This window comes from Micromonospora sonneratiae, from assembly GCF_042679305.1.
GTDB lineage: Bacteria > Actinomycetota > Actinomycetes > Mycobacteriales > Micromonosporaceae > Micromonospora_H > Micromonospora_H sonneratiae.
Genome location: NZ_JBHTMP010000020.1, coordinates 18,351 through 38,608, shown reverse-complemented (window position 1 = coordinate 38,608; position 20,258 = coordinate 18,351). Strand labels below are relative to the sequence as shown.

The window sequence follows — 20,258 nt, the reverse complement described above, 5'->3', positions numbered from 1 at the left end:
CTCAGGACCCTACTTGCCCCCGGGACTCCTGCAAATCCCGCAGCAGTCGCTCCTCCTCGACCCGCCAGTAGCCGTGTTCCCGGCCGTCGAGCAGTACGACCGGCAGGCGATCGCCGTAGTCCCGCTCCAGTTCGAGATCACCGGTGACGTCCACCTCCACCCACTGGTCCCCGGTGGCCGCCACCACCCGGTCCATCGCCTCCTTCGCAACGTCGCAGAGGTGGCAGCCGGGTCGGGTGATCAGGGTGAGTCGGGGCTGGTCAGGCATCGGATAGTCGTCCTTCCGGGGCGGTGTCGGGCGATTCGGCCGGGCTCGACCGGAGCAGGGTCTTGCGTACCTTGCCGATCACCGAGTGCGGCAGCGCCGTGACGAACTCCACGGTGCTGGGGCGCTTGAACCGGGCCAGGTTACGGGCACAGTGTCCCAGCAGCTCCGGTTCGGTGACCGCACCGCCGTCGACGCGTACGACGTACGCCTTGACGGCCTGGCCGGTACGCGGATCCGGCTGGCCGACGACCGCCGACTCCACCACCGCCGGATGGGCGTCGAGCACCAGCTCGACCTCGCGGGGATACACGTTGAAGCCGTTCACCAGGATCAACTCGCCCAGCCGGTCGACCAGGTGGAGGTCCCCGTCCGCGTCGGCATAGGCGACGTCACCGGTCGCCCACCAGCCGTCGGCGTCCGGCCCGTCCCGGCCGTCCGGCCAGTAGCCGGAGAAGAGGTTCGGTCCACGTACCACGATCTCGCCCGGGTCGGTGCCCGGCGAGAAGAGTTCGACGTCCGGCTCGTCGACGTCGGTCTCGGTGTCGACGGCGTCTCGGCCACCCGCGCCGGTGGCCGTGGCGGAAGACCCGCCGGGACCCGTCGAGCCGGCGGACCAGAGGATCTCCCCGGTCGGCCCGACCAGCCGGACCTCGACGTCGGGGATCGGCCCACCGATCGAGCCGGCCTTCGGCTCGGTACTGGCCAACGTCGAGGTCAGCACCGGCGCGGTCTCGGTCAGGCCGTACCCAACGAAGATCGGGCGTTCGGCCGCCTCGCTGAACCGCGCCGAGGTGGCCGGTTCGAGCGGCGCGGCACCGCACACCGCCAGTCGCACCGGGGCCAGGGCGGCATCGAGGCCGGGCAGCCCCGACCACCCCAGAAACATCGCGGGTACGCCGACCACGACGCTGACCCGCTGCCGGGCGATGACCTCCAGCGTCGCGGCGGGGTCGAACCGGTCGACCAGCACCCCACAGGCACCGTGGTAGGCGACCGAGCCCAGTCCCGTATTCAGGCCGTACACGTGGAAGAGCGGCAGGGCCAGCAGGACCCTGTCGTCAGGTCCCACCACCCGTGGGCTGATCCGCTCGATCTGCCCGTGGTTGGCCAGCAGTGCCCGGTGCGAGAGCATCGCGCCCTTCGGTTGGCCCTCCGTACCCGAGGTGTAGAGCAGTACGGCGAGATCGTCGATGCCGGGGCCACCGCGCGGGAAGGCCGGTTGGTCGACGGGACCGCGCGGGGAGGCCAGCTGGTCGACGGGACCGCGCGGGGAGGCCGGCTGGTCTACGGGACCGGGCGCATCGGTCGGCCGCTCCCCGGTCGGCGGACCGGTGTGCACGGCCCGCAGCGCCGGCAGGTCCCGGCCGAGGCCGGCGACCAGGTCCCGGACCCGTTCTGTGCAGACGAGCAGGGCCGCGCCGGAGTCCGACAGCACGTGTCCCAGCTCCCGCGCGGTGGATTCCGGGTTGACCGGTACGGCGACGAGTCCGGCCCGCAGGGTGGCGAAGAAGGTGACCACGAAGTCGGGTGAGTTGGTCAGGGCGATGGCCACCCGGGCCGGTTGCCCGTCGGGCGGACCCGGCACCGTACGCCGTAGGGTGTCGGCGACCTGATCCACCGAAAAGTCGAGTTCGGCCCAACTGATCGTCTGATCACGCCAGACTAGAGCCGGGTGTGCGGGACGATCCTCGGCAGCACGGCGCACCCGGTCGGCGAGGGTGGCGGTCGGCGGGACGGCTTTGGAATCGGGGGTGCTGGCTTGGTCCTGCACGGTCGCTGAGTCTGGCACAGCCGAGGGCTTCACACCTAGGCTGGCCCCGTATTCACGAAGTCTCGACTTTCGTGCAACTTCCACGGTACCGTGAGCGGGACTCTCGTCGATGGGACGTCCGGCTGCGGGTTCGTTCGCAGTCGCCACGGCACACCCCAGTTCGGTCTCCTGCCGACTCGACGTCGAGCCACAGCGCCTATAGCACGATCCCCAGCGGCACGCCAACGCGTGCCGCTTTTCGGCGTGTTCAGAGATGTTTCCCCTGCCAGAGCAGCGTTTTCTACTGTCTGTCGGAGACCCGACAGCGCACAAATAGTGCGGCGCCATCGAGCGGCTTTAGGAAATACTTTGGCGCTGTGTAATGGACTCGCCACGCAAGGGTGATGTTGCCCCTATCATCACTCGGGTCAGCTCACCCGTTTTGCGTGAGTCGACACCCCTCAGCCCGAGGAGGCCGCCGTGCCTGTCAGAGCACTGCACCAGCACCTCAGGGGTGTGTGCCGTCCAACGGCGCACCCCACCCGAGCCGTGGCCGACCGCGTCCGGCCGGACTCACGGACCGTTACCGCCGCTGAGTCCCGGGACCAGCCGGCGCAGATGTGGGTTGGGGAGGGCCAGTGACCGTTTACGACTACACCGAAGGGCCGTCCGGACGTGCGGCGCACAACGCGCGCAGCACGCTCACGGAAGGCCTGACGCTGCTCCGGTCGTCGGTGGACGACGTGTTGAGCCTGGCCGCCGTGGCAGGCTCGGGCGGCGGCCGGCACATCCGGAGCCGGCCGAACCCCGGTGAGTCCGGCACCAGATCCGGACCGGCGGGTGGCGGCAGCAAACCGAACGGCGGCGGATGGGTGGTGGTTCCCCCCCGACCCACCATGCCCGCCCAGCCGAACCCGTCCACCGGTGCGAGCCGACCGGAGAGACCGGACCGACCGGACACCCCGGACCTGTCGAGCAGTGCGGGCACCCCGGGCACCGCAGGCGCCTCGGACACCGAGACCGCCATCCTGCCGGCGGTACCCGCCAGCAGGGAGGCACCCACCGAACCCGAGCGGTCGCCCGCGGGTTATCCGAGTCGCCCGGATCCCTCCGACCCGGCGACCGAGGTCTGGGCACTGGTCGAACGGGCCCAGGCAGGTGAGGCGGAGGCGTTCGGCCTGATCTACGACCGCTACGTCGACACCGTCTTCCGCTTCGTCTACTTCCGGGTCGGCAACCGACAGCTGGCCGAGGACCTGACCTCCGACACCTTCCTGCGGGCCCTCAAACGGATCGGCAGCTTCACCTGGCAGGGACGGGACCTCGGTGCCTGGCTCGTCACCATCGCCCGGAACCTCGTCGCCGACCACTTCAAGTCCGGGCGCTACCGGCTGGAGGTCACCACCGGGGACGTACTCGACGCCGACCGGGAGGACCGGGGACCCGAAGGCAGCCCCGAGGCAGCGGTCGTCGAGCACATCACCAACGTCGCGCTGCTGACCGCGGTCAAGCAGCTCAACCCGGAACAGCAGGAGTGCATCGTGCTCCGGTTCCTACAGGGCTTCTCGGTCGCGGAGACGGCTCGGGCCATGGGCAAGAACGAAGGCGCGATCAAGGCTCTGCAGTACCGTGCGGTCCGCGCCCTGGCCCGGCTGCTACCCGAGGGCTTCCAGCCGTAACGGCACCTCCCCGGACCGGCCCGGGGCGGATTCCCACCCGCCTGCACCAGTACGCGTTCCCGCCTGCGGGTGCTCGACGGCGTCGCCGAGGTCCGGGTCAGCTTCTCGACAACACCACCGAAGGTCCGGGATTCTGCACCTACCGTCCCGTAACCGGTCCGCCCTACCGACCGTTTGTCTCGGTGCGACCGGTGTGATTGCCTCGGCAACCCGCCGGGCCCGGAGAGCCGAGCAGCTCATCCGGCTACGACCGGCGCGGTCCGGCAACGACCGCCAGGGTCTGCTGCCGAGCCGCCATCGCGCTCACCGGCAACTTGCCGGCCGCATGGCCGTGACCAGCGAGAGGAGGTGCCGGCGGTGAACAACACAGTCTTTTGCCGCCGGCGCGCCGAGCGCTTCGCGCAACTTCTCGACGAAGCCAACGGCGGCCGTCGCCACCATGTTCGTTCCAACCTCGACCAGGACCTCGCGGGGCTGGTGGCGCTCGGGCATCGGATACCCGCCGCGCATCCGCCGGTCGAGGTCGACACCGATTTCCGTACGGGGTTGCGGGCGATGCTGGTCGCCACCGCCGAACGGGACGGCATCGGGGTGACTGCCACCGCGGATCCGGTGGCCGACAATCCGCCCAAGCGGTCCGCCCAGAGCCGGCAACCCGTTCGCAGCCTGCTCCAACCCACCGTCGGCCTGCGCCAGTCAACTGCGCGGGGCTCCACCCGTCGACGGGGAGCCGTGCTGGTGGGTGTGGCAGCGGGCGCCATCGCGCTGTCCGGAATGTCGGCAGCCAGCGAGAACGCCGTGCCCGGTGACGCCCTCTACGGCATGAAGCGCTCCACGGAACGAGCACAACTGGCACTGGCCAGCTCGGATCTCAGCCGTGGACAGCTGTTCCTCGAATTCGCCCGGACCCGACTCAGCGAGGCGGAGGCGGTACGCGGCGACGCCGAGGGGTTCGCCGCCGCACTCAACGACATGGACGCGGCCATCCGGCAGGGCGTGAAGCTGCTCACCACCTCGGCCGTACAGCGGCGCGACGAGGCTGCGCTCGACGCCATCGGGGTCTTCCTGAACGGCCAACGCCAACAGGCGCTGGAGATGCTCCAAGGGGCGACCCTCGCCGAACGCGAACGGGCGGAAACCTCACTGGCCCTGCTCGACTCGGTACGGAAGCGGGCCGACCAACTGCGGTCCACCCTGCGGTGCGGCGTGGTCCCCGCGTACCGTACCGACGTCTTCGGTCCGGTCCCGCAGAGCTGCCCGACCGGCCGGAGCCTGCACAACGGTCAGACCACTGGCGGCTCGTCGCAGGACCAGCGGCCAGGCGGGCACACCGAGTCCTCGCCGGTCCCGGCACCGGGTCATTCGCAACGGGGCGGTCAACCCGGTGTGCCGGACGTTCCTCCGCCGACCCCGGCGGTCCACGACCCGAGCAAGCTGACCGAGCCGATCGTCGGCCGGCCCGCCGACTAGCCCTGCGGGAAACACCCGTCCTGGCCTGCGGAAAGGGTCCGAGCCGGCCGGCGGGTAACACCGGACGTTCCGCCCGAACAGGTCCGCTGCCTGTTGCTGGCCACCCCGCTCGCGCACCACGCCCGCTGGTCCCGCACCCGCTGTCCGGTCACCCGCAGGTGCCATCCGGGCACGCGCACCCGCCATCCGGGCACGCGCCAGCGGTAGCGGGCCCGGTCGGCGATGGGTGGCAGCAACCGTCTACGTGACAACCCGCCAACGACCCAGTTGGTCCGGCTACCCTCGCTGAAGGCACGCGTCGTGGTCGCCGCGCCCCTGCATCGGGCCGACGAGCGCGGTGCGGCTACCCGCATCGAGTGGAGGGAGTCCGCGCGTTGGCCCGTACCCGAAAGGTGACCGTCAGTACGGATGCAGAGGGTCACACCGCCGGCTGGGCCGCCACGGGACTGGAGACGGCAGCGGACGTCCCGGCCAACCGCATCGCCGCGTTCTTCGACGTCGACAACACGATGATGCAGGGTGCCTCCATCTACTGGTTCGCGCGGGGACTGGCCGCCCGGAACTACTTCACGACCAGCGACCTGGCTCGCTTCGCCTGGCAGCAGCTGAGATTCCGGTTGCTGGCCACCGAGAACGTCGGCGACATGTCGACCGCCAAGGAGGCCGCGCTCGCGTTCGTGGAGGGATGGCGGGTAGACGACATCGAGCGGCTCAGCGAAGAGATCTTCGACGAACTCATGGCCCCCCGCATCTGGCCCGGCACCCGGGCGCTGGCTCAACTGCACCTGGACGCCGGGCAACGGGTCTGGCTGGTCACCGCGGCACCGGTCGAGCTCGGCAGGGTGATCGCCGCCCGGCTGGGGCTGACCGGCGCGATCGGCACCGTCGCCGAGATCCGTGACGGTGCGTACACCGGGCGGCTGGTCGGCGACCTGATGCACGGACCGGCCAAGGCCGACGCGGTCACCCAGCTCGCTGAGGTGGAGGGTCTCGACCTCGCCCACTGCGTCGCCTACAGCGACTCGGCCAACGACCTGCCGATGCTCTCCGTCGTCGGCCGCGCGGTCGCCATCAACCCGGACGCCGCGCTGCGACGCGAGGCCCGCCAGCGGGGCTGGGCCATCCGCGACTTCCGTACCGGCCGGAAAGCCGCCAAGATCGCCGTACCGTCGACGGCTGCCGCCGGACTGCTGGCCGGCGCAGTCACCGCGGCCGTGGCCATCCGTCGGCGGCGACACATCCGATGACCGGACCCCGACGGCTCACCAGGATGGTGGGGCTCGGCGCTGCCCTGGTCTCGGCCGTGGTCCTCATCGCGCTGCCGCCGGCCGATCGCCAGCCGGTCAGTCAGAGCAGCACCAGCACCCTTGCCGAGGTATGGCCGGACGCCCAACGGGCGGACATCCCCGTCGGGGTGTCGGACGGCCCGGCGTACAGCCCGGTCTACTTCCGGGACGTACGGACCTCACTGGGCACCGCCCCCAACCCGGAAGGTACCCACCTGCGTCTGGTGGCCCGCGCCGCCGACGGTGCGCTGCGCGAGCTGCGCCGGCTGCCGCTGGCCAGGTCACCCCAGTTCGGCGGCTTCGCCATCGCCGGCGACCAGGTCGCCTGGGCCGAATCAACCGCCGACGCCGACGGCCGGGGACGTACCGAACTGTGGGCCGTCGACCTGGCCTCGGAGCGGCCGGCCCGCCGGCTCACCACCGACACCGGCGACCTGCTGCTCTTCAACTCCGAGTACGACATGGTGATCGACAACAACCGGCTGTACTGGGCGGCGGGGGCACCCGGCGAGGAGTCGGCGACCGAGGTGCGCTCGGTTTCGCTGGCCGGCGGCCCGGTCTCGGTACGCACCGAACCGGGTGCCTGGGCGATGTCCGCCTGGCCGTGGCTGGTCAGCGCGGGCTCCGGCATCAGCGGACCGGTGCGGCTGTACCACCTCGAAGAACGCCGGACGGTCGACGTCGACGCCGGGACCGACCTGGTCAGTTGCAGTCCCACCTGGTGCCGGGCGCTGGTCCGCACCGACGGCGGCGAGTCCCGGATCGACCTGATGCGCCCCGACGGCAGCGACCGGCGACAGATCGCCGGTGGTGCGGCCAGCGCGTCGGTGATCGACGTCGCGATCCTGGACCGGTTCGAGGTGCTCTCCCTCTCCGACGCGCAGCGTACGGTCACCGACACCCAGCAACTGCTCCTGTACGACGTACAGCGCCGGCAGACCGTGCTGGTGGCCGAGGGGGTCGGCATGGTGCTGTGCCGGGACGGGGTGCTCTGGTGGTCCACCGGAGGTACCGAGATCGTCGCCTGGCACACGCTCGACCTGCGTACGCTGCGCTGACGGGCGCGACCACGACCGGTGTCGTCAGGGCCCGAACGGGTCCGGACGCGTCTCCAGCAGGCGGTACAGGGTCTGTTGGATGGTCTCCCGTACCTGGTCGGCCAGGTTGAACACGACCAGCGGATCATCCGCCTGTTCCGCCAGGCCCGCCGTGGGGATCGGGGGGCAGAACTCGATCAGCCACTTGCTCGGCAGCGGCACCATTCCCAACGGCCCGAACCACGGGAACGTCGGGGTCACCGGGAAGTACGGCAGTTTGAGCAGCCGGGCCAACGGCTTGATGTCGGCCAGCATCGGATAGATCTCCTCGCCGCCCACGATCGCCACCGGAATGATCGGCGTGCCGGTACGCAGAGCCGCGGAGACGAAGCCACCCCGCCCGAAGCGTTGCAGTTTGTAGCGGTCCGCGTAGAGCTTCCCGACGCCCTTGAAGCCCTCCGGGAAGACGCCGACCAGATCACCCCGTTGCAGCAGGCGTTCCGCATCCGGATTGCAGGCCATCGTCCCACCGGTCTTGCGGGCCAACTCGGAGAGGACGGGCAGCCGGAAGACCAGGTCGGCACCGAGGAGCCGCAGGTACCGGTGGGCGGGGTGCTGATCGTGCAGCACCGCCGACAGGATCAACGCGTCCAGTGCCACGGTGCCGGAATGGTTGCCCACCACCAGCCCGGCTCCCTCGACCGGCAGGTTCTCCACACCATGGACCTCGGTACGGAACCAGTCGCGGTAGAGCAGGCGCAGCACCGGGTGGAAGACCTTCTCGGTCATCTCCGGGTCGAACCCGAACTCGTCGACCTCGTACTGGCCGGAGAGTCGTCGCCGTAGGAACGCCAGGCCGCTGGCCACCCGCCGGTCCCAGACGTCTCCTGGCTGGTCGGCCACGGCCGGCTGGATCGGCGGCGGGGCGTGCCCGTTGTGCCGGGCGGCGTCGTCAGTCATCGTCGCCCCTGGCTGCGGCCCGTACCTGTCGGATGCCCTCCCGGATCAACGCCTCGGCGTTGGCGAGATGGTCGGCGCTGAGCACCGTACGCTCCCGGTGTCCCTGGACGAAGTCGTCGAACGCGTCGGCGGTGGATCGCGGTGTGAAGCCGAACTCGGTGCTCAGCCGGGTGGTGTCGACGACCCGGCCGTGTACGAACAGGTCGACCTGGTCGAGGCCGTACCGTCCGACGCCCAGGGTCCGCGCGAAGTTGACCGCTCCCGACAGGCCGAGTTCGAGTACGGGCACCGCGACCCGACCGGCGCGACGGATCGCCTGGGACAGCGTCAACACGCCCGGACCAGCGACGTTGTAGGTGCCGGGATGGTCGGTGACCACCGAACGGTGCACCACTTCGAGGGCATCGTCGATGTGCAGGAACTGCAGGCGTGGATCACGGCCGAGCACGGTCGGCACCACGGGCTGGTCGAAGTAGCGGGTCAGCGTGGTGTCGGCCGTCGAGCCGATGAACGGCGCGAAGCGCAGCACCGTGGCGGTGACGTCGGGCCGACGCCGACGGAAGCCCCGGACGTACCCCTCGATGTCGAGGATGTCCCGGGCGAACCCGCCCCGGGGCACCTCGCGGGGCTCGGTGTCCTCGGTGAAGACCGCCGGGTCACGGAACGACGCGCCGTACGCCGCCGTGGAGGAACGGACGACCAGTTTGCGCAGGCGGGGTGCCCGTTGGCAGGCGGCCAGCAGCTGCATGGTGCCGATGACGTTCTGTTCCTTCATCGCCGCCCGGCCACCGTTGCGCTGGTCGGGCGCGGTGACCAGGGCGAGATGCACCACGGACTCGGCCCCGAGGTCGGCGATGACCGTACCCACCGCCTCGGCGTCGGCGCGTACCTGCTCGACGTCGTGCAGACGGGACGCCAGTTCGGGCGACGGGTCGGCGGCGTCCAGCCCGATCACCCGCCCGACCCGGGGGTCGGCAGCGAGCCGGGCTGCGACGTGCGCACCGAGATGTCTGCTGACCCCGGTAACCACGACAACCCCCGGAGCACCCGAGGTGCCACCGGGGGTCATCTCAGACCCCTCGACTGGGGACGCAAGCCGAACCGAGGCCGTCGTGACAACACCACTTGGGCCTCCGAGGGTCGACAGGCGGCTAGCAGCGCCGCAGCTCGGGCCGGAGCCCGGTCGCGGCTACTTGCCGAGACGGCGACGCTGGACGCGGGTCTTGCGCAGCAGCTTGCGGTGCTTCTTCTTAGCCATGCGCTTGCGGCGCTTCTTGACCACCGAGCCCATACGACAGCCTTTCGATGCAACGTGCGGGTCGGACCGCCTGCCACCTCAGGTGACATCGGTAACCGATCTGGACAACGGACCGGGCCCGCCTGCTGGTGTCGGATGCACCTGAGTGGGAAAACGGTCGCGGTCCAGGGTAGCCCGCGGCGGTAATCAGGACCAACGCGGGTGCCATGGACGGCCTTCGCGGCTTTCTCTCCGCACCTCGACGGCACCATCGCAAGGCCTCAGGCGGACTCCTGGAACGCTCCCCGCAGATATTCATGCACCACGTGTTCAGGCACCCGGAACGACCGTCCGACCCGCACCGCAGTGAGTTCACCGGAGTGCACAAGCCGGTAGACGGTCATCTTCGAGACCCGCATCAGCGTCGCCACCTCGGCGACGGTCAGAAACCTGACCTCCGACAGCCGACCATCGGACTGTGGTGATCCTGCCATGGCTCACCAACCCATCCCATCCCCGGCGCGTGCCGCACGGCGGAATGCTTCCGTGCCGCGACGGACAACGCGCGTGTTATCAGTACGGTAGCGGGGCGTCTGTTACCGGCGCGATCCCTTCGTACAGTTGATCACTACCAGTTCGTACGTGGATCGGTTATGTCCGGATGATTTCCCGCTAATCCGCGTACCGTGGGAAAGCAGTCGTATTACGGGATGGAAAGCCGAGACCGGTCACTCGGTACGCAAGGCGACTACCGGGTCAAGTCGTGCTGCCCGTCGGGCCGGTAGTACGCCGAAGACGATCCCCACGACCGAGGCCACCCCGAAGGCCAGCGCCAGCGACCACCAGGTGATCGCAACCGGCACCGGGGACACGCCGGCCAGCAGGAACGCCGCCGCCGCTCCGATCAGCATCCCGCTCACCCCGCCGATCAGGGTCAGCAGCAGGGCTTCGAGCAGGAACTGTAGGGCGATGTCCCGGGGGCGCGCCCCCACCGCCTTACGTAGGCCGATCTCCCGGGTCCGCTCGCGTACCGACATCAGCATGACGTTGGACACGCCGACGCCACCGACGAAGAGCGAGATGCCGGCGAGTGCGGCCAGGACCCCGGTCAGCACCCCGAGGATGTTTCCCAGTACGCCGAGGACCTGCTCCTGGCTGATCGCGCTGAAGTCGGTCCCCGGATGCCGCTTCGACAGTTCGGCCACTATCTGGTCACCCAACTCGGAGACCTTGTTCCGGTCCGACGCCCGTACCGCGATGCCGTCGATCCGGTCCGTTCCGTACAGCCGGTGCGCGGCGGTCACCGGGATGTGCACCTCTTCGTCGCGGTCCACCCCCAGGCTCCGGCCCATCGGCGCGAACACCCCGACGATCCGGAACCGCGTACCCGCGATCGTGACCCGCTGTCCGACCGGGTCCCGGTCCGCGAAGAGCGTATGGGCCACCGACGAACCGAGCACCGCAACCCGACGGGCGGTGTCCACATCAGCCGACGAGAAGTACGCGCCACGGTCCAGGTCCCGTACGAACACCTGCGGCGTGGTCTCCAGGACCCCCTGCACGCTGCCGAAGACGGACCGGGCACCGGCGCGTACCGTCTCGCCCGAACTGACCGTCACCGCCACCCGGGTCGGGTCGCCGACCACCCGGGTGACGGCGTCCACGTCGGAGAGGGAAAGCCGCGAGGCGGCCGGCGCCGAGCCGAAGTCGAGCCGACCCGGAACCACGACGAGCAGGTTGGAGCCGAGTCCCTCGACCTGACGCTCCACCTCGTTCCGCGTACCGCTACCGATCGCGACCAGCATCACCACTGCGGCGACGCCGATGACCACGCCCAGCATGGTCAGCCCGCTGCGCAGCCGGTTCACCCGTAGTGCGGCCAACGCCACCCGCCACGCCTCGGCGACTCTCACCTCAGGTCCCCGGGTGCGTCGAGCGGCTGCCGCGGAAGGCGCCCGGCGGCTCCGGCGGCGCCACCGGAGCCACCGGACGGGTGCCCCGGGCCGCTTCCGGACGCGAACCGGGGCTCCGCGCTGGGAGCGACGTCCACTATCTCAGGTGCCGGTTGGGCCCCCGTCACCCCGGGCTGATCTGGAACGATCACGCCGTCGCGCATGACGATCTGCCGCCGAGCCCGCGCCGCCACCTCAAGATCATGAGTCACCACCACGACGGCGACCCCGGATGCGGCGTTGAGTTCCTCCAGCAGAGCCAGCACCGACTGCCCGGTGACACTGTCCAGGTTGCCGGTCGGTTCGTCGGCCAGCAGCACCGCCGGCCCGGTGACCAGGGCGCGGGCGATCGCCACCCGCTGACGTTCCCCACCGGAGAGCTGGTTGGGCCGATGGGCGAGCCGGTGGCCCAGCCCGACCCGGCTCAGCATCTCCGCCGCGAGTTCCCGCCGCGCCCGCCCGCCCATCCCCCGATAGGCCAGTGGCATCGCCACGTTCTCGACCGCCGTGGTACGGGGCAGCAGGTGGAAGTCCTGGAAGACGAAGCCGATGGTGTCGTTGCGCAGCGCCGCCATCTCCAGCGGGGACAACGTGGTGACGTCCCGACCGTCGATCACGAGTCGGCCGCTGGTGGGTCGGTCCAGCCCGCCGAGCAGGTGCATCAACGTCGACTTGCCCGAGCCGGACGGCCCCACGATCGCGACGTAGTCGCCACGGGCGATGGTCAGCGACACGCCCTGTAGCGCGGCCACCGCCATCTCGTCGGTCTGGTACGTCCGACCGACGTCGACCGCCTCGATCACCGCACTACGCTGGGCGCTGCCGGTGGTCTCGTTGCCACCGCCGTCGACGACCCCTCCCCTGGTCAAGGTAACTGCTGTCCGGCGCGTACCCGGTCTGCACCGCGTACCACCACCTGATCGCCCGGCTGCACGCCATCGATGATCTGGACCATGTCCTCCCCCTGTACTCCGATCGTGACCGGCACCCGTTCCGCCCGGCCGTCCCGTGCCACCCACACCAGGTCCCGGCCGTCGTCGGAGAAGACCGCCGCCATCGGTACGGTCACCGCGCCGGCCGCCTCACGTACCCGCAGGCGGAGCACGGCGCTCATGCCGGGACGCGGGGTGGGTGCCGTACCTGCCTCGACGTGCTGCCCCGGGCCGAGGGACAGTCGGATCCGGTAGGACACCCCGCCACGGGCGGAGGAGGTCGGCAACACGTCAACCGTGCGCACCTGCGCCGGGTAGGTAACGCCGGGTACGGCATCCAGTTCCGCCGTGCCGGACATTCCCACCGTCACCATCAGTACGTCCGCCTCGTCGAGTTCGGCGACCAGACCGAGTTCGGACATGTCCACCACGGTCAGCACCGGCGTGCCGGCGGTGACCCGGCCCCCCACCGACACGCCACTGTCGATTCCCACAGCGGGTCCCGGGGCGGCGGAGAGGCTCTGGGCGGCACCGCCGGTCAGCGCTCCGGCCGAACGCAGCAGTCCGGCGAGGCCTTCGGCCGGCGCGCTGGGCGTGGCGCCCGCCCCACCGAGTTGCACCACACCGCCGATCGGTGCCCGCAGCGTCAACGCGTCCACCGTGGCCTTCGCCAGGTCGTACGCCTGCTGGGCCTGGATCCGTTGCGCGGCGGAGAGGGCGTTCAGCGCGGAGTTCAGCCCGGCCACCCCCCGGTCGACCGCCCGAACCGCCTGTTCGGCGGCTCGGGCCGCAGCCTGGTACTGCTGCCGGGCGGCCTCGATCTGGGCCAGCAACGCCTTCCGCAGCTTCTGGTCGGCGACCTTTCCGGCGGCGTCGCGGGCGGTCGTGAACGCCCGGGCCGCCGCCCGGTCGGTGGCCCCGAGCCGCCGGGTGAGATCACCGCCGCCACCGGCACTGCCCCGGCCGACCCGCTTCGCCGCGTCAAGGGCCTGCTTGGCCTGTTTGAGCTGGTGCCGGGCAGCCGGCGAATCGATGACGGCAACCACCTGTCCCACTCGGACGGTGTCGCCCTCCTTGACCCGCAACTCGGCGAGGGTGCCTTCGGCGGCAGCGGTGAGGGTCGCGGAAGCTCGCGCCGTCACCCCGGCCGGCACGTCCACCATCTCGGCGACCGTGCCAAGTTCTGCGCTGTTGAGCGCTACCGGGACCTCGTCGCCATTGAAGTAGACGGCGGTGGAGCCGGCCAACACGATCCCGGCGACGAGGAGGGCGGACAGGCGGGGCCGGCTGGCGGCAGGCAACCGGAACGATGAAAGGTGACGCACCGCCTCATGTTACGAGTTTCAGGACGTACGCCGACGCAAACTGCGAAAACCTCCCACATAGCTATCTACTACCCCGCGTCACCGCTGTCACCGTACGAACTACTATCCGAAGATAGGAGTCGACCGGGGCGGTGATCGCGGTGCCTGTGCCAGGACTGACAGTGGCGCTACGCGTACTGTTGCTCCTCGCCACCGCGCTCGGCGTGGCCGGAATGCACACCATGGGCCACCCGACCGGCAACCACTCCGGCTCCGGCTCCGGCTCCGCCTTCGGCCACCCCTTCCCGCATCCGCAACCGGAGGCCGTGGCCGCCCCGTCGGTCGTCGAGCCGGCCAGCCAACCCCGGGCAGCCCCAGTCCGACCGGGCCACGACCTGGACCCGTCGACGGCGTGCCTGGCCATCCTGACGCTGATCGGCCTCACCGGGCTGATCGTCGCGGGCCTGCTGGCCGCCCGGCACCGCACCCACCTGGCCACCAGCCTCCGGGGCATCCTTCCGACGCCGGGCCGGGGACCGCCGCGGTGCCCGTCGTACGGCCTTCTCCTCGCCGACCTGTCAGTGCTGCGCAGATAGGACGCCCGGCCGGACGCGACCCGTCATGTCCGGCCCTGCCGTACCCCGTCCTTCTGACCGGGGTTGCGGGCCTCCGCCCAGCCCCGGTTCCGTCACCCGTGAACGTGAGGCGCTGACCAGACCATGAATGCCATCAATCGACGTACCCTGCTGCGGGGCGGCCTGGCGATCGCCGCCGCCGCCGGCACCGGCGTACTGACCGCCTGCACCGGCGACCGACGAGGGCAACGACAGCCCGCTGACAGCTTCGTCGCCCCGGACGGCGAGGAAGTACGTACCGCAGAGACAAGGCGCAACCCCGGCACGATCCGCGACGTACGGCTCACCGCGCTCACCGGCCCGGTCGATCTGGGCGGACTGACCACCACCACCTGGAGCTACGACGGCGTGCTGCCGGGCCGACCGATCCGGGTGACGGCCGGTGAGGTCGTACGGGCCACCCTCGCCAACCAGCTGCCCACCCACACCACCATCCACTGGCACGGCCTGGCGCTACGCAACGACGCGGACGGGGTACCCGATCTCACCCAACCACCGATCCCCACCAGCGGGGAGCACGTCTACCAGTTCACCGCCGCCCATCCGGGCACCTACTGGTTCCATCCACACGCCGGGCTCCAACTCGACCGTGGCCTCTACGCCCCGCTCATCGTCGAGGACCCGAGAGAGCCACTCGCGTACGACGACGAATGGATCGTGGTACTCGACGACTGGCTGGACGGGATCGACGGCCGCGACCCCGACCGGGAGTTCAAGCAGCTTCGAGCCGGCATGATGGGCAACGGGCACCAGATGGGCGGGCACCAGATGGGCGGGTCGTCCAGTCGACTCCTCGGCGGCGACGCGGGGGACGTCAGCTACCCGCACTTCCTCCTCAACGGCCGGCTTCCGGCCGCCCCGGTGGCCTATCGCGGCAGGCCCGGCACCCGACTGCGGCTACGGATCATCAACGCCGGTGGCGACACGGCCTTCCGGGTGGCGCTGGCCGGTCACTCGATGCAGGTCACCCACACCGACGGGTTCCCGGTCCAGCCGGTCGACACCGACGCACTGCTCGTCGGCATGGGCGAGCGTTACGACGTACTGGTCACCCTCGCCGACGGCGTGTTCCCGCTGGTGGCCCTGGCCGAAGGGAAGAACGCCACCGCGCTCGGACTCGTCCGCACCGGCTCGGGCGGGACCCCGCCGGCATCCATACGGCCCAGGGAACTCAACGGCAGACTCGTCAGCTACCGCGACCTCGTCGCCACCGAGGCCGTCCGGTTGCCGGACCGCGCCCCTGATCGCACCATCGACCTGAGGCTCACCGGCAGCATGATGCGCTACGACTGGGGGTTCAACGACCTGTCCTTCGACCCTGGCCGCATCGAGCCGGTACGGTCCGGCGAACGGGTACAGATCAACCTCGTCAACACCACCGAGATGTGGCATCCGGTGCACCTGCACGGGCACACCTTCGCCCTCGGCGAGACCGGCCCGCGCAAGGACACCGCGGTGGTGCTGCCCCGGCAGACGTTGCCGATCAGCTTCGATGCCGACAATCCCGGGCTGTGGATGGTGCACTGCCACAACATCTACCACGCCGAGGCGGGAATGATGACCCTGCTGGGCTACCAACGCTAGGCCACCCCCGGGCCGATCCGTCTCTCACCCACGAGGCGGTCGAAAGACGAAGTCCGGCCGGGCCTGCGACAACCGCAGGCCCGGCCGGACCCGGGCGTCACTTCTTCGAGGGGGTCACTTCTTCGACGTCAGCGCGCGGGCGAAGAACATGAGGTTCGCCGGACGCTCGGCGAGACGGCGCATCAGGTAGCCGTACCAGTCGGTGCCGTACGGCAGGTAGACCCGAACGGTGTGCCCCTCGGCCGACAGCCGGGCCTGCTCCTCCGGCCGGATGCCGTAGAGCATCTGGAACTCGAACTCGTCCGCCCCCCGGTCGAACCAACGCGCCCGGTCCTCGCCGATGGCGATCAGGCGCGGGTCGTGGGTGGCCAGCATCGGATAGCCGGAACCGGACATCAGGATGTTCATGCACCGGACATAGGACTTGTTCACATCCTGCGCAGACTGGTACGCCACGGATTCGGGTTCCCGATATGCGCCTTTGCACAGCCGTACCCGGGAACCGGCGGTGGCCAATTCCCGGCAGTCGGACTCGGTCCGGCGCAGGTACGCCTGTAGCACGGCACCGGTGGACGGGTACTCGTCGCGCAACTTGGCCAGGACGTCCAGGGTCGAGTCGGTGGTGGTGTGGTCCTCCATGTCCAGGGTGACCGTGGTGCCCGCCTCGGCGGCTGCCGCGCAGATCGCCCGGGCGCACTCGTACGCCAACTCCTCATCGAACTTCTGGCCGAGGGCGGACAGCTTCACGCTGACCTCGGCCGCAGGTGTCTGGCCGGCCTCCGCGAGCGCAGCCAGCAGGGCGAGATAGCCGTCCCGGGTGGCGATGGCCTGATCAGGGTTGACCGTGTCCTCGCCCAGGAAGTCGATGGTCACCGCGAGGCCACCCGCGACAAGCTTGCGGGTCACGCCCAGCACGTCAGCGGTGGAGGTGCCGGCAACGAACCGGCGTACCACATCCCGGGTGTACGGAGCCGTCTCGACAAGGCGCTCGACCCGGGATGACCGGGACGCAGCAAGGATGACCGAACGCAGCATGGGGGGAGCGTAACGCGAACCGGTTGTCGGTATTCGGGCAGCAGGTCAGGACGGGATTAACCGTACCGCCGTCGTCACCCAATATGCCCATATCCGAACCTTGATGACTACCCCTGGTTCCGCCGTCACTACGTGAGCGCGCCGAGACAGCGGAAGTCGTCTACGGTTATCGGGTGAACTTCGACGCGTACGCCCGGACCGGAGTTGACCTAGTCAACGCGCGCCTGGACGACCTCGACGACTTGAAGGCTCTCTTCACCGAAGATCAGATATGGATGCGGGACGAAGTCTCGGATCGGGACGTGGCAATTTTCCGGCGCGCCCAGAAGCGCCTCCGCGACGTCTTCGAGTACGGCACCTCCGGACGCGACGCGGACGCGGTGGCCGAACTCAACACGCTGCTTGAGGCGTTCCCCGTACAGCCAAGGATCTCGGGGCACGACTCCAGCGACTGGCACATGCACGTGACCAGCCGTGGGGCCTCGGTCAGCTCCGAGTTCCTCGCCGGCGCTGTCTGGGGGCTGTCGGTGTGGCTGTGCGAGTACGGCAGCGCCCGTTTCGGTGTCTGCGCCGACACCCGGTGCGGCAACGTCTACCTGGACACCTCGTCCAACTGCTGCCGTCGCTTCTGCTCGGAACGCTGCGCCACCCGGTCGCACGTCGCCGCACACCGGGCCCGCAAGCGCGCCGCCACCAGCGAACCCTCCCTCACAGCCGTCTAAGCCAACCCGCGAGTCAAACCGGGCCGCCCGCCCCAGGGCCCGGGAGTCCCGCGAGTCGACCGAGCGCCGCCGCGTCGTCTGGAGTCCGAGCACACGCGGCGCAGCCGACGTGCGCGCAGGACGAAGACGACGCACTGGGCGGCGCGACGCGAAGCGAGCCGCCGTGCCGAAGGCGCGGCCAGAAACTCAGCGAGTCGACCGAGCGCCGCCGCGTCGTCTGGAGTCCGAGCACACGCGGCGCAGCCGACGTGCGCGCAGGACGAAGACGACGCATGGGGCGGCGCGACGCGGAGCGAGCCGCCCGAGCAAAGCGAGGGCCAGCAACCCAGACGACGCATGGGGCGGCGCGACGCGAAGCGAGCCGCCGTGCCGAAGGCGCGGCCAGCAGCTCAGCTCACCGGGGTTGGTGCGGCGAGGTGCTGACGGGCGAACTCCAGTGATGCCCGCAGGTCGGCTTCCCGGACCGCGCGGCTCTTCGCTCGCCGGGTCGCCACCTCGACCGCGACCGACCCGGTGAAGCCGCGTCCGGCCAGGGACGCCAGCAGTTCGCCGCAGGGCTGGTTGCCCCGACCGGGCACCAGGTGCTCGTCTCGTCCTTCGCCGGTGCCGTCGCCCAGGTGTACGTGCGCCAACTGGTCCCCCATGCGGTCGGCCAGGGCAAGGGCGTCGGTGTGCGCGGCGGCGCAGTGCGAGAGGTCGAGGGTGTAGGAGTCGTAGCCGGTCTCGGTGGGGTTCCAGCCGGGCAGGTACGGCACGAACATCCGCCCGGCCATGCGTACCGGGAACATGTTCTCCACGGCGAAGCGCACGTCGGGGTGCTGCGCGGCGAGTCGGCTCAGCCCGGTGGCGAAGGTCCGGGCGTAGTCACGTTGCCAGGTGAACGGGGGGTGTACAACGACGGTGGGCGCGCCGACCGTCTCGGCCAGTACCGCCGAGCGGCGCAGCCGCTCCCACGGGTCGGAACTCCACACTCGTTGGGTGACCAGCAGGCAGGGGGCGTGGATCGATCCGATCGACACGCCGTAGTGATCGGCCAGTCCGCGTAGTGCCCCGGCGTCCTGGCTCACCGCATCGGTCCAGACCATCACCTCGACGCCGTCGTAACCGAGGGTCGCGGCCATTTCGAAGGCTGCTGCGGTCGGCTCGGGGAACACCGACGAACTGGACAGGAGGACCGGAGTCTCGGGACGGCTCGGATGTGCTGCGGCCGCCTCGGTATCTGCGAAGGGCACACGAGGAGTCACGGTTATCAAGGGTAGCCCCACCCCGCCCACCACGCCGGGATGATCATTCCGTACCGACTGTTACCGCCGGTCAGGCCGCTGTCTGCCCGACCGTCCGGGGCCCCACCGGTCGTACGACGGTCATCAACCCGGCTTCACCCGGTGTTCGGCGTCCTGTCCGGTTCGTCGCTGACCTGCTCCAGTTGACGCAGAATGACGCCTTCCCGTACCGCCCACGGGCAGATGTCCAGGCTCTCCAGACCGAGCCGGCGCATGATCGCATCGGCCACGATCGCACCGGCCAGCAACTGGTGGGCACGGCTGACGCTGACTCCCTCCAGTTCCGTCAGCCTGGCCGGCGGAAGGTGCCGGATGAAGCCGAGCACCTGTTTCAACCCGCCCCGGGGCAGGCTCCGCCGGGCCCACAGGCCAGCCCGTGTGGGGGCGGCCCCGGTCAGCCGGGCCAGCACCCGCAACGTCTTCGAGGTGGCCACCGGCCGGTCCCAGCCCAGCTGGGTCACCTGCTCCACCATCGGATCAAGTAGCGAGTTGACGTACTCCTGTAGTTCCTTGACAGCCTGCGCGGACGGCGGCGCGTCCCCACCGGGGGCGAGCCCGAGTTTGTCCCGGGTCAACCGCCCGGCCCCGAGCGGCAGGGACAGTGCGATTTCCGGCTCCTCGTCGATACCGGCCGCCACCTCCAGCGATCCGCCGCCGATGTCGACGGTCAACAGCCGCCCCGCTGACCAGCCGAACCAACGCCGCACCGCGAGGAAGGTCAACCGCGCCTCCTCGGCACCGGCCAGCAACCGCAGCCGTACGCCGGTCTGGTCGCCTACCCGGTCCAGCACCTGTCCGGAGTTGGTCGCGTCCCGGACCGCGGATGTGGCGAAGGCGATCAGGTCCTCGACGCCCTGCCGGGCCGCCGCGCTCTTCGCCTCCGCAACCGCCGTCACCAGCGCATCCACTCCCGGATCGGACAACCTGCCGTCCGGGCCGATCTGCTCGGCCAGACGTAGCGTGTGCTTCTCGGAGTGCGCCGGCCAGGGGTGGCCGCCGTGGTGGGCATCCACGACGAGCAGGTGGACGGTGTTGGAGCCGACGTCGAGCACACCCAGTCGCATGTCGAGCACCTTAGGGCCTGGTACGAACCGGACGGCGGAGTCGGGCACAGCGCGCCGGGG

At 70.2% G+C, this 20,258-nt stretch carries 18 protein-coding genes and 1 pseudogene; 7 read left to right on the top strand and 12 right to left on the bottom strand.

What is annotated here, in order from left to right; translation table 11 throughout:
* Position 1: 1 nt before the first annotated feature.
* On the bottom strand, positions 2-268 hold the full coding sequence (locus tag ACFQ4H_RS14965; RefSeq protein ID WP_377571342.1) for a glutaredoxin family protein: 267 nt from the start codon (positions 266-268) through the stop codon (positions 2-4).
* Positions 261-2,039 carry an AMP-binding protein gene (locus tag ACFQ4H_RS14960; protein ID WP_377571339.1) on the bottom strand — a complete coding sequence of 593 codons (1,779 nt, stop codon included), beginning with the start codon at positions 2,037-2,039 and terminating at the stop codon, positions 261-263. Before ACFQ4H_RS14960 ends, ACFQ4H_RS14965 begins: the two co-directional genes overlap by 8 nt.
* Before the next feature lie 617 nt (positions 2,040-2,656).
* Here ACFQ4H_RS14960 and ACFQ4H_RS14955 point away from each other — a divergent pair.
* From ACFQ4H_RS14955 to ACFQ4H_RS14940, 4 genes and pseudogenes are all read left to right on the top strand, one after another.
* The gene (locus tag ACFQ4H_RS14955; protein WP_377571336.1) at positions 2,657-3,697 is read left to right on the top strand and encodes an ECF subfamily RNA polymerase sigma factor, BldN family; all 1,041 of its coding nucleotides are present in this window, start codon (positions 2,657-2,659) and stop codon (positions 3,695-3,697) included.
* Between the two features lie 357 nt (positions 3,698-4,054).
* Positions 4,055-4,966 (top strand): annotated as a pseudogene (locus ACFQ4H_RS14950) (DUF5667 domain-containing protein); the annotation flags it as partial.
* A gap of 575 nt (positions 4,967-5,541) precedes the next feature.
* Complete coding sequence (locus tag ACFQ4H_RS14945; RefSeq protein ID WP_377571330.1) at positions 5,542-6,414, top strand: HAD family hydrolase; 873 nt, start codon at positions 5,542-5,544, stop codon at positions 6,412-6,414.
* Positions 6,411-7,511 (top strand): hypothetical protein, encoded by a 1,101-nt coding sequence (locus ACFQ4H_RS14940; protein WP_377571328.1) that lies wholly within the window; start codon positions 6,411-6,413, stop codon positions 7,509-7,511. The genes ACFQ4H_RS14945 and ACFQ4H_RS14940 overlap by 4 nt, the downstream gene beginning before the upstream one ends.
* Before the next feature lie 24 nt (positions 7,512-7,535).
* Here the strand turns inward: ACFQ4H_RS14940 and ACFQ4H_RS14935 are convergent, their stop codons facing one another.
* From ACFQ4H_RS14935 to ACFQ4H_RS14905, 7 genes are all read right to left on the bottom strand, one after another.
* The gene (locus tag ACFQ4H_RS14935; RefSeq protein WP_377571326.1) at positions 7,536-8,450 is read right to left on the bottom strand and encodes a lysophospholipid acyltransferase family protein; all 915 of its coding nucleotides are present in this window, start codon (positions 8,448-8,450) and stop codon (positions 7,536-7,538) included.
* Positions 8,443-9,519 (bottom strand): NAD-dependent epimerase/dehydratase family protein, encoded by a 1,077-nt coding sequence (locus ACFQ4H_RS14930; RefSeq protein ID WP_377571323.1) that lies wholly within the window; start codon positions 9,517-9,519, stop codon positions 8,443-8,445. The genes ACFQ4H_RS14935 and ACFQ4H_RS14930 overlap by 8 nt, the downstream gene beginning before the upstream one ends.
* A 120-nt stretch (positions 9,520-9,639) precedes the next feature.
* The gene (locus ACFQ4H_RS14925) at positions 9,640-9,741 is read right to left on the bottom strand and encodes a 30S ribosomal protein bS22 (RefSeq protein WP_007465623.1); all 102 of its coding nucleotides are present in this window, start codon (positions 9,739-9,741) and stop codon (positions 9,640-9,642) included.
* 227 nt (positions 9,742-9,968) lie between these two features.
* A complete protein-coding gene (locus ACFQ4H_RS14920; protein WP_377571320.1) occupies positions 9,969-10,181 on the bottom strand; it encodes a helix-turn-helix domain-containing protein in 213 nt (70 codons plus the stop codon).
* 234 nt (positions 10,182-10,415) lie between these two features.
* Positions 10,416-11,600: an ABC transporter permease gene (locus ACFQ4H_RS14915; RefSeq protein ID WP_377571317.1), complete on the bottom strand. Its 1,185-nt coding sequence runs from the start codon at positions 11,598-11,600 to the stop codon at positions 10,416-10,418.
* A complete protein-coding gene (locus ACFQ4H_RS14910; RefSeq protein WP_377571529.1) occupies positions 11,597-12,397 on the bottom strand; it encodes an ABC transporter ATP-binding protein in 801 nt (266 codons plus the stop codon). The genes ACFQ4H_RS14915 and ACFQ4H_RS14910 overlap by 4 nt, the downstream gene beginning before the upstream one ends.
* Before the next feature lie 107 nt (positions 12,398-12,504).
* Positions 12,505-13,896 carry an efflux RND transporter periplasmic adaptor subunit gene (locus ACFQ4H_RS14905; RefSeq protein ID WP_377571314.1) on the bottom strand — a complete coding sequence of 464 codons (1,392 nt, stop codon included), beginning with the start codon at positions 13,894-13,896 and terminating at the stop codon, positions 12,505-12,507.
* Positions 13,897-14,036: 140 nt separating this feature from the next.
* Here ACFQ4H_RS14905 and ACFQ4H_RS14900 point away from each other — a divergent pair, with 140 nt between their 5' ends.
* A complete protein-coding gene (locus ACFQ4H_RS14900; protein WP_377571311.1) occupies positions 14,037-14,471 on the top strand; it encodes a hypothetical protein in 435 nt (144 codons plus the stop codon).
* A gap of 123 nt (positions 14,472-14,594) precedes the next feature.
* Entirely contained in the window at positions 14,595-16,094 is a 1,500-nt protein-coding gene (locus ACFQ4H_RS14895) for a multicopper oxidase family protein (RefSeq protein WP_377571308.1), read from the top strand.
* 114 nt (positions 16,095-16,208) lie between these two features.
* Here the strand turns inward: ACFQ4H_RS14895 and ACFQ4H_RS14890 are convergent, their stop codons facing one another.
* Positions 16,209-17,129 (bottom strand): proline dehydrogenase family protein, encoded by a 921-nt coding sequence (locus ACFQ4H_RS14890; protein ID WP_377571305.1) that lies wholly within the window; start codon positions 17,127-17,129, stop codon positions 16,209-16,211.
* Between the two features lie 173 nt (positions 17,130-17,302).
* On the opposite strand from ACFQ4H_RS14890, the gene ACFQ4H_RS14885 reads away from it, so the two are divergent.
* On the top strand, positions 17,303-17,851 hold the full coding sequence (locus ACFQ4H_RS14885; RefSeq protein ID WP_377571302.1) for a CGNR zinc finger domain-containing protein: 549 nt from the start codon (positions 17,303-17,305) through the stop codon (positions 17,849-17,851).
* 389 nt (positions 17,852-18,240) lie between these two features.
* On the opposite strand, the gene ACFQ4H_RS14880 is transcribed toward ACFQ4H_RS14885, so the two are convergent.
* The gene (locus tag ACFQ4H_RS14880) at positions 18,241-18,972 is read right to left on the bottom strand and encodes a sugar phosphate isomerase/epimerase family protein (protein ID WP_377571527.1); all 732 of its coding nucleotides are present in this window, start codon (positions 18,970-18,972) and stop codon (positions 18,241-18,243) included.
* A gap of 257 nt (positions 18,973-19,229) precedes the next feature.
* Positions 19,230-20,198, bottom strand: coding sequence for a Ppx/GppA phosphatase family protein (locus tag ACFQ4H_RS14875; RefSeq protein ID WP_377571299.1), 969 nt, complete (start codon positions 20,196-20,198; stop codon positions 19,230-19,232).
* Positions 20,199-20,258: the final 60 nt, after the last annotated feature.